At 73.0% G+C, this 10560-nt stretch carries 2 protein-coding genes and 1 pseudogene; 1 reads left to right on the forward strand and 2 read right to left on the reverse strand.

Features of this window, described 5'->3' with window-relative positions:
* The first annotated feature begins 32 nt into the window (after nucleotides 1-32).
* Entirely contained in the window at nucleotides 33-8648 is an 8616-nt protein-coding gene (locus ABT299_RS06615) for a LamG-like jellyroll fold domain-containing protein (protein WP_500250032.1), read from the forward strand.
* On the opposite strand, the pseudogene ABT299_RS06620 reads toward ABT299_RS06615, so the two are convergent.
* Both ABT299_RS06620 and ABT299_RS06625 read right to left on the reverse strand, forming a co-directional pair.
* Nucleotides 8649-8831: pseudogene (locus tag ABT299_RS06620) on the reverse strand (transposase); the annotation flags it as partial. It abuts the gene before it with no gap.
* Between the two features lie 202 nt (nucleotides 8832-9033).
* Nucleotides 9034-9894, reverse strand: coding sequence for a pentapeptide repeat-containing protein (locus ABT299_RS06625; protein ID WP_500250033.1), 861 nt, complete (start codon nucleotides 9892-9894; stop codon nucleotides 9034-9036).
* Between the last annotated feature and the right edge of the window lie 666 nt (nucleotides 9895-10560).

Raw genomic sequence — 10560 nt, forward strand, 5'->3', positions numbered from 1 at the left:
TGACGGCCACACGAGCGGACTAGGAGGAGCAGATGGCGAAACTTCCTGACCTGCCGAAGTTGAGAATCGCAGGCCCCTTCTGGACGGCCGAGGCCGAGGTGATCCGGCTGGCCGACCCGGCCACCAACTTCGCCTTCCGCACCCTGTACGTCGACACCACGCCGCGCCAGGCGGTCGGCGACGACAACGCGCTGCTGCCGGGCTCGCTGCTGGCGCTGGTCTACGTCACCAGCGTCACCGTCAGCCCGACGAACGGCGCGACGCCCCAGTACGTGTGGACGCGCAGCGGCACCAAGCCCGACGGCCACCTCCCGCCGCAGGCGATCCGCGCCGCGATCAATGCCGGGACCGCCAGCCTGCTGCTCTTGCAGGCCCCGGTCGACGGCTGGCCCAAGAACATCGTCGGCAACCTGCCGGTCTTCACCTGCCTCGGCGGCGAGATCGTCCTCGATGCGATGACGGCGCAGGCGAACGCCGTCCAGCGGCTGTACACCGCCTTGGGCCTGACCTCGGCGGCGATCGCGCAGCGCACCGGTGCGGCCCATCTGCTCGGGGCGCTGGCCGTCCACTCCGGCGGCCTGTCGGCGTTCGGCCAGGTCCGGCTGCTCTGGGACACCGCGCCGGTCAGCGCCGTGTTCCAGCTCGCCCGGGTCGTCCCGGATCCCGCCCCGACTCCGGGGACCGCGGTGCGCGGGTTCCGGATGACGGTCGAGACCGAGCGGCTGACCGACGCCGAGCGGACGGCCCTCCTCACCTCCTGGCGGCGCCTGAACCGCTACCTCAACCCCGACAACCCGCTGAACGGGCTGGTCCAGCCGGTGCCCGCGCCGCAGTGGGCAACGCTGGAGCTCACCGACCCGCTCACCGTCCCGCGCCTGTTCTGGCAGATCGCGCCCTGGCAGGAGCAGCCCGGCACGCGTCCGATCGTCTTCCCGGGCGACGCGTTCAGCCTGCTGCTGAGCGACCGGCAGCCCTACGACCCGGCCGTCCAGCCCGACACCCTCGCGCGCATCACCCCGGCGGGCGCGCGGTTGACCGTGGACGGCACGAACCTGCGCGTGGACCTGTCGGCCGGAGCCGCGCCCACCGGGACGCCCGGCACGCTCGCCTACCACGCCACGCGCGACACCACCGGCTTCAGCGAGCGGGTCACGCTCGCCGCCACCACGCTCGCCTTCGACCCCAACGAGGCCGCGCGGCGGCTGCGCGCCGGCTTGCAGGAACCCGAACCGTCCTGGACCCGGCCCGCGACGGGGACCACCGGGCCCGTCACTCCGCCGGTGCTGTGGGGGTTCACGCCGCTGGACGACGGGTGGGCCCAGCTCCCGCTGCCGAACCTGTCCGAGCAGATCTACCTCGACGCGGGCGTGGCGCAGGCCACGCCCGTCCCGGCGCCGGACAACCTGCTGCGCGGCGCCGTGAGCTTCGGCAACGACGACTCGTCCGGGCTCGGCCAGGCGCCCGGCGAGCAGCCCTGGAACCTCACCCTCGCCGCGGCCCAGCACATGACCGGCACGTGGGTGCTGGCCCCGGTCGGCTCCGAGTACCGGCTCCAGTCGGCCGACCTGACCCTGGACGCGCCCGAGGTGACGGTCAACGGCCTGTTCTGGCTGAGCACCCAGGCACCCACCGCGGCCGACGCCCTGCCCGACCTCGACGACTGGATCGGCGCTCTGGCGAGCGTCCCGCTGCACACCGTCACCGGACGCGAGCTGTTCGCGCCGCTGGTGCGGTTCGCCTTCGACGCGATCGGCTTCGCATGGCGGAACGCGCCCGCGCCGTCGGCCGGGCTGGGCTCCTGGGCCTTCCAGTACGGCATCGACCCGGTGCTGCTGCGCGCCCTGGTGAACGCCGGAGTCCTCGCGTCCGACACCCTCAGCGCGGCCCTGCCGCTGGTCTGGCGCCGCCATCCGACGCTGCCGATGGTGCAGGCCCTCGCGCTCACCCAGAGCATCAACCCGCCGAACGTGCCGATCGCCGGCCGCCAGCTCGTCCCGTTCGAGCTGCCGGTGACCCGCCAGGACGGCCTGGACCTGCCGAACGCCTGGCGCTTCACCGCCGACGGCGCCGCCGGCTGGCCGCGCTACGGCGGCGCCTTCGCGCCCGCGCGCGAATGGCTCGGCGGCGACGCGGACAAGCTGTACGACCTGCCGCTGGTGGCGCTCTCGCTGCCCGGTCTGGTGCTCGACCCGCGTCCCGACGGCGACCCGGTCCAGAGCGACCCCGCGCTCGGGCTGGCCGTGCAGTACCGCCACGACCTGCCCTACACCGACGAGATCCAGGCGCTGGCGCAGCTTCCCCGCATCCCCGCGGACCCGCGCGAGAGCTCGCCGCTGCCCGACACCGCGCGGCCCGAGCCGCCGCGTCCGCTGACGCGCGCGGACTACGCCGCGTACTGGCGGCGCCTCGCCGAGCGCGCCGACCTGGCCGCCGCCGACAACGTGGCCGCCTTCGCCCGGCAGGACGGCCAGACCGTGCTGCGCTTCCTGGCGTCCACACGCGCCTGGCCCGTCCGCGCCACCCTCGCCCTGGACGGCTACCCCGGCGAGCTGCGCCTGGACAACGCCGACCCTGCGCAGAGCGCGCCCCTTTCGCTGACCGGCGAGGCGGCGCTGCGCGGGATCGACGGCGCCTTCACCGATGAGGCCACGGGCCTGCGCCGCCTGCCCGCGGACGCGCCGCCGGACGCCGGGCAGTACCGGTTGACCGCCGGAAGCATGGCCGCTCGCGGCTCCGGCGCCGGTTTCGGCGATCAGCGCGGGCTGGTGCGCGGCGCGAGCGTGCCCGCGACCAACCTGATCCGGACGCCGCTGAGCCATCCCACCGCGGGCGACGTGCAGCTGACCACCACGCGCGTCCCGCTCACGCTCGGCCATGCGGCGGCGTCCTGGCAGCTGTGGTTCCGCGACCTGCCCGCCCAGGGCACCGCCTTCACCAAGGCGTCCGCCCGCTCGCCCAAGGCGGTCGAACTCGACCTCGACAGCAACGACCCCGAGGCGCACAGCAGCGACTACGAGCACCGCACCGGCTACGAGTGGCGGCTCCGGCCGGCCGGCGACGATCCGGACGCGCCCGTGCCCGGCCTGGACCTGTTCGGGCTGCGCTTCTTCCCGCTGGTGCTCGACCGCGTGGTCTTCGCCGGGGACGGCGTGACGGCGGTCGAGGTGATCGGGCGGCTGCAGCTTCCGGTGGCCGGGTCGGGCGACGAGCAGACCGAGCTGAGCAACTGCGTGCGCCTGACCTTCACCAGCGGCGGCGCCGGTGCCGGTACCGCGCTGAGCCTCAGCGCCATCGGCCTGGAGGGGCCGGCCCTGGAGTGGCCGCTGGCCCTCTCCGCCGGGGAGGTCGGCGACGCGCCGCGCCTGCGGATCGGCACCATCGCCCTGGCCGCCGGTGGGGCTGAGGTGACCGTCGACCAGGTCCGGCTGCACTTCCACCTGTTCCAGGTGGAATGGGCGGTCGGACTGCCGTCGGTCTCCTTCCCGGACCCCGCCACGCCGCCGTTCACCCTGCCCGGCGCGTCCGCGCAGGACCCGATCGTGCCGCAGCGCGTCACGCTCGGCCTGGACATGACCGGCGGCAAGCACACCCTGAACCTCACCCTCGCCGTGCGGGTCGGCCGTCCGCCGACCGGGTTGCAGGCGCTCTACCGCTTCGACGAGGGCGGCGGCGCGACCGTCCACGACTCGTCCGGCATCGGCGCGCCGATGCACCTGACCGCGGCCGCGACCCAGGGGATGAGCTGGGGCGCCGGCGGGCTGACGCTCACCAAGCCGACGCTGCTCCGCTCGGGCGCGCCCGCCGCGAAGCTGACCGCGGCGGTGAAGGCGAGCGGCGAGATCAGCGTCGAGGCGTGGGTGAAGCCCGTCACCGGCCTGGTGACGAACGGGCAGTTCGCCATCCTCACCGTCTCCTCCGACGACGCGCACCGCAACCTCGCCCTGCAGCAGCGCAAGGGGCTGCTGGACTCGTCCAGCCTGGACGCCTGGCTGCGCACCGACAGCACCGACGACACCGGCAGCCCCGACCTGGCCACGCCGGCCGGTTCGCTCGGAGCGGCGTTGCTGCTGGCGTTCACCCGCTCCGCCGACGGCCTCACCCGGATCTACCTCAACGGGCAGCTCAAGGCCGAGCACACCGTCGGCGGGAGCCTGGCCGCCTGGAACGACGGGTTCGAACTGGCCCTCGGCGACGAGATCACCGGCGGGCACGCCTGGTTGGGCACCTACCGCATGGTCGCCCTCTACGACCGCGCCCTCAGCCCGGACGAGGTCGCCGCGCGCTTCGCCGCGGGCCCGGCGACCGCGCCGAGTACCTCCCGGGGGCAGGCACTGTCGGCCGCGTTGACCTTCAACCTGATGGCGGCGGGGGCAGGCGCGGGCACGGGCGCTTTCACGCTCGACAGTGCGAACCTGTTCGGCGATCTCACCCTAGGCGTCACCCTTCCCGACGGTTCACCCGCCGCCCTGGCCGGCGACACCACGCTGCAGTTCGGCTGGAGCGGCTACAGCGCCCCGCAGCCGGACGGCCTCCAGTTCCTGCCCGGCATGCGCCTCGCCGACGCCGGGACGCCCGGCCTCAGCGAACGCGCCGCCCCCGGCTTCGCCACGGTGTCCTTCCGCGCCACCGCCCGGCCGGACGGCGTGCCACAGCTCCCCCTGACCGGCGCGTTCGTCGAGGCATTGCTGGTCACCCATTGGGGCCGTTCGCTGCAGGACCCGGTTCCGAACCGGACGGCCGACGCGGCGCAGCTGTACGGCTCCTCGGCGGGTGACCTCGTCGTGGGCTACACCTCCCGGCTGGACGGCGGCGACTGGCGGGAACGCTTCCTGCTCAACGGGATGCTGACGGCCACCGACCTGGTGTCCTGGCCGCAGCAGCTCACCTACGACTCGTCCAATGCCCGGATCACCCTGCCCGCGGCCCGCACCACCGGCGCCCCGCCCCTGACCCACCTGCGGCACACCATCCGGGTGCTGCTCAACCAGCACGAGCTGCCCGCTGCGACGCTGACCGGCGCGGACGGGCCGCTGCTGTTCACCTTCGCGCAAGGTCAGAGCTGGCAGCCGCTGGCCTTGGTCGAGCACCAGCTCGTCGAAGTGACCCCGGCGGCGGACGGGAGCGGCGGGACGCTCGGCCGCGAGACCCGCTGGACGGCCGTCCAGGAAGTGCGGCTGCTCACGCCGCAGCGCGCCGCCCAGTTCCTGCGCGGGCCGGCCGGCCTCGAAACCACCGACCCCGTCACCGGCCTCAGCCCGCTCGGCAGCGTCGGCGGCGGCTACCTGGCCGCGGGCCTGTCGTCGCTGCTGGCCGATCCGGGCGCGGCGCTCGACGCGCTGCCGCGCGACATGCTGCTCATCGAGGCGAGCGGCCACCACCTGGTCGGGCTCGTCCCCACGCCCGACAGCGCGGCGACGACGTTGCAGTACCTTCCGACCGGCAGCCAGGGCGCCTTGCTGAGCAGCCCGGCGGACTACGCGCCCAGCGATCCGTCCGATCCGCGCTGGCTGCTGCTGACCATGCCGTTCCTCGGGCGCCTGCAAGACACGGCCCGCGATCTGGCCAAGCCGCCCGCCGGACAGCAGCCCAACCCGTTGCAGACCGACCCGCTGCTGCTCATCGGCCGCCTGCGCGCCTCCGCTCCCGCCACCGCTCTGCCGCCTCTCGCGCTCGCTCTGTGCGGCTGGACCGACAGCGCCCCGCTGCCGGTCACCTTCGCGGGCCTGGACACCGCGGTCGGCCGCAGTTTCGCCCGGCTCGACCCGCCGGCGTTGGAGGAGAGCTGGTTCCGCGCGCAGAACCCGCCCCCCGAACCGGTGGACGACCTGCTGCAGAGCGTCCTCGCGGCGCTGACCGAGACGCCGGCGCGGCTCAGCCGTCCGGCGGCGCTGCGGCAGGCCTTCGACCCGCGGCGTCCGTTCTACCCGCCCCAGCCGTCCGGGCTGCCGGACCTGCCCGAACCGTCCCCGTACGCCGGCCCCGTCTGGCGCGAGGACGAGTTGCTGCTGACCCAGGCCGTCAGCACCCTGGCGCCGACCACCAAGCCGCCCTACGGCTGGACGCTGACCGCCGCGCTGATCGCCAGCAGCGGACTGCTCGGCCAGCCCGCCACGGACGGCCCTCACCGCTATCCCGCCGCCACCCTCATCCCCGCGCCGCTGTCGCTCGACGGGGCCGACAACCCGCGTCCGCTGAACCTCGTCGTCAGCCCGTACCTGGGGCTCCAGTGGCGTCCGGCTCCGGCGGTCCCGGCGACCGGCCCGTCGCCGCTCGCGCCGCGGCTGCTGCTGGCCGAGCTGCTCTGCCTCGCGCCCGGCACCGCACGGCTGCAGCCGGTGGCGAGCCGCATGTGGAGCGTCCAGCACGGCAATCCCGACCTGGCCGACGAGAGCCACCTGCGCGTCCAGGCCCAGGGGTGGGCCGCGCAGTCCCAGCGGCTGCTGGCGCCCGAGTCGCCGATCGCGGTGCTGCGCTACCGGATCATCAGCGACAACACGCGTCCGGACAACTTGGGAGAGGCGGCCCTCACCACCGGCCACGCCTTCGCCCTGGTCCCGGTCACGTCCGCATCGCCGCTGGCCAGGCGGCTGTTCGGCATCCGTCCCGGGCTCGGCGTCCTGCGCTATCGCGAGGGGCAGTGCAACATCGCGGCGCTCCCCGCCGGCGCCCGCGACTTCGAACTCGCGCCGCCGCAGACCGTCGGGGTGCAGCCGCTCTACCTCACCCAGCGCCCGGTGCGCACCGACCTGCCCGCATGGCCGTGGGGGCTCGGCGCGCTGCGCGTCAGCGTCCACTACACCAAGGACGCGCAGGGCGTCATCGGCGCGGCCGGCCCGGGCACTTCGGGGCAGACGCTGTGGTGGCAGACCGTCCAGCAGGCGGTGCAGTTCCGCTCGGCGCTGCACACCGACCGCCCGACCGGCGGCCTGCCGCGCCGCTTCCGCGCGCCCGCCGTCAGCAGTTTGCTGCCCGTCCCGCCCGACCCGCCGCTGCCCGCGCTGACCGAGTCGCTGTTCGACCAGCCTCCCCCCGCTCAGCCGGACGGGACGGCTCTGGACCGCTGGCAGCCCGTCCTGCCCGGCGCGCTGCGCTACCTGGTGACCGGCACGCGTCCGGGCGTGTTCGTGACGCTGCGCAACCAGCTCTTGCGCCAGAGCGGCGTCGTCCTGACCGGCGATCATGTGCGTCCGCGCGGGCTGGGCATGCTCTCCGGCGGGCTCCCCGTGCAGCACCGCGCGCCGCGTCCAGTACCGCTGCCCGCCAACCTGGACGGACGGCAGGGCGTCGCGCTGCGCACGTGGGCCAGCCACTTCGCGCCCGACCAGCCGGCCCTGGTCACGCCGTCCCCGGCCGACGAGGCATTCCGCGCCGCCTTCTCCGACCCGCCGGAGAACCCGACCTACCGGCAGACCGCCCAGCGCCTGCGGATGCAGCTGGCCGCGGTCGAGCGCTACACCCTTGACGTGGCGTGGGACGGCGTCCTGACCTTCGTCTACCGGATCGACGGCAGCATCCCCCTGGTCGGCGGGCAGCAGCCGGAGACGCCGACGTCCGGCATCCTCGACTGGATTCTGGCCCTGGAACTCGTCGCCGCCGGACAGGTCACGGCCCTCCAGAACATCACCACCCCGACCCTCGTCCTCACTCCGTCCCTGCGCGCCCGGCTCCGTGCAGTCGGCGTGGCCGTGCCGGACGTCGACACCATCGACACGACGAAGTTCGCGATCTGCCAATTCGCGCTCCCGGGCGCCCCGGACACCCGCGCCGCCCGAGCCCGCCAGCTGATCGCGGCCCTGCCTCCCGGCGCTTCTATCCTCGCGCGCGCCACCGCACAGTTCGCCCCGCACCAGCCCGGCGCCGACGGGTACCACGACGGCTACGGCCACGAGCTGCGCTTCCCGCTCCGCGTGGCCGACCCGAACGCGCCGTCTTTGCCCCTGGTCCCGCGCCACGTCCATTTCGAGGACCCCGAATACAACCGGCGCCTCGCCTCCCCGTCCGCCCACGCCGGCGTCTCGGTGCAGTTCCCTGGACCTGGCACCAGCCCGCAGCGCGCCATCACGCTCTCCGCCGAGCGGCGCGAGTGCAACGCGACGAGCACCCTGGCCCTGCGTTTCGACTGGGACGAACCGCCCCCCGGCACCCCGAACGTCACGCTGACGCTCCAGAAGATCGACCTGGACCAGACCCCGCGCGACCTGACCGCCCCGAACCCCGCACGCGCCCTCGTCCCGGGGAAGCTCTACCAGCTCTCCCTGGCCGCGATCCAGAACCTGAACGGCCCCTTCACCCCAGGCGAGCGCCTGCGACTCCTCCTGCACATCGACTCAGCACCGGTCGAACCAGCCGTGGTGCAGCTCGACATCACCATCGTCGAGGCGCCGGTCATCCCCTCGACCGAAGCGGCCTACGCCCTCCTGCGCAAGCAGAAGACCGGCGAGCACACCTACGTCGAATGCGTCCGCTTCGCCTGGGCCCCCGAAGCCCAACGCGTCGAACTCGTCAATCCGGCCGACCTCCGCACCGAAGTAGTCCGTCGCCGCGCCGTCTTCCACCTCACCGACTCCGCCCGCCCCACCCGCACCCCCCAGTACACCCTCCAAAAACTCACCCCTTCCGGCTCAACCCACATCCCCCCGACCACCTGACCACCGCCCGCGGGCCCAGAACTCGGTCGGCAGATCACGCCAGGGCACACCGGTCCGCACCCGATGACAGATCCCATTGATCACCCGCCGGTGATCGACCCACCGTCCACCCCGCCCGCCGGTCGGCGGCAGCAACGGCGCCGACCGCTCCCACTGCGCATCGGTCAAGTCACCACGACCCATCAACCCACAGTGACCCAACCAACGCCCACCGTCAGCCGATCCAAGAAACAGGCCCTAGGCTAAGCCCAGCGACGCCGTAGTGCAGTGCGATGATCAGTTTGAGGAGGTCGCCCGGCCGCGCCTCGATCAGAGCTTCCCACTCCTCGATGTGCTCCCGGACTGCGACCACGTCGCCTCGAGTCCGGGACCGGTAGCTGAACACTCAAAAGCGAGTCCGCTCGTCCACCATCGCTACCGCTTGAATCTCCTCCGCAGAGATCCACTTAACCGAGCGAAGATCTGCGCCTCGCAAATCTGCGCCTCGTAGATCTGCGCTTCGAAGATCTGCTCCCTGGAGATCAGCACCTCGTAGATCCGCGCCTCGCAGATCTGTCTCCGATAGGACGGCTCTGCGCAGCACCGCCCCCCGCAGATCAGCGTTTTGGAGGCTTGAGTCCCACAGATCCATGCCGGTCAGGTCCAGATTGGTCAGACGAGCGCGTTCGAAGTGCAGGGACGTCAAGTCCAGGCCGCGTTGTTCCGGACGGCATGGTCGGCGCCCGAGGGCAGTGAGAGCAGCTTGGACGTCGTAATCGGGCCACTCAGGAGGTCGAGGGTGTGCGGCCAAGGTTGGGCCGTTATCGCGGTGAGCAGCGGGGGTACGGCGCCGCAGGAAGGCTTCCAGGACCTCTACGAAGTCATCATGGTGGGAGCGGGAGTCTTTGGCGACGTGCGCCAAGGTATGGATTCCGCCGAGACGGGCGTCCATGTCGGGGGAACTAAGGCGTTCCAGCGCCTTGCTGAACCGGTCGGTGACCTGCCCTCGGTGCGACAGGCGGTATGAACGCGCGGTGTACAGCAACGACACAGCCACCACCACCGCGCCGCCGGCCGATACCACCAGAAGCCGCGCATTGTGACGGTCTTTGGGGTCGTGCTGATGCATCCAGTCGGGCATCCGCCACAACGCGATCACATACATCGCCGCCAGCGCGGCCAGCCCGAGTCCGGCAAGCGCCGTCCCCGCGCCGCGCACGACCGGCCGCGCGACCTCGTACTGCCCCTGCCGGCGAAGACGTGTCATCCGATCCACGACAGTCGGACGTCACCGAACCCGGCAGTGGTTCACCGGTTCCTCTGCCCGAATCCGGCCGCAACAGATCGCAAACGAACTCCCGGGCGCATGCGCTGCTCAAACGTGGCGCTTCCCCGGATCGGGGGGCACGCCCGACCCGTTCAACGACGCCACGCTGAGAAGCAGTCCTCACCGCGGGCGGCCTCCTCGCAGCGGCGCCCCGCCATCAGGTTGGAAGAACGGGGATGCGGCGGTGAACGAGCGCGCTTTCCGGCTGCTGCGCTCGATGGCCGGCCAGCCCGAACCGGCCCGCCCGGCCCCTCGATCAGCCTCTGCGTCCGGACCGCCCGACGCGGCGGCCATCCGGGGGGCTCCGCAGCCGTCCCCGCCCACGGGCCTCGACGACCGGCAGCCATAGCGCGGGCAAGCCGAGAAGCCGGATCGGCCGCAAGAGCTCCGGGAGAAGGGCGTTTACCCCGGGAGCCTCCCGGCGCGCTGACCTGCTTGATGATCCCGTTCCGGTGTGTTGCGGTCATGCCCCCTTGAAGGCGGGTCAGGCTTCGACGGCCTCAACCGCCTTCTGGTCATCTTGGCCGTGGGCGCGGAATCGGCGTACGTGCGGAGACATGACCGCACAGGAGGTGGCGCCGAGGATCAGCACGGCGGCTCCGGCGG

The organism is Spirillospora sp. NPDC000708 (assembly GCF_040299565.1).
Lineage (GTDB): Bacteria > Actinomycetota > Actinomycetes > Streptosporangiales > Streptosporangiaceae > Spirillospora.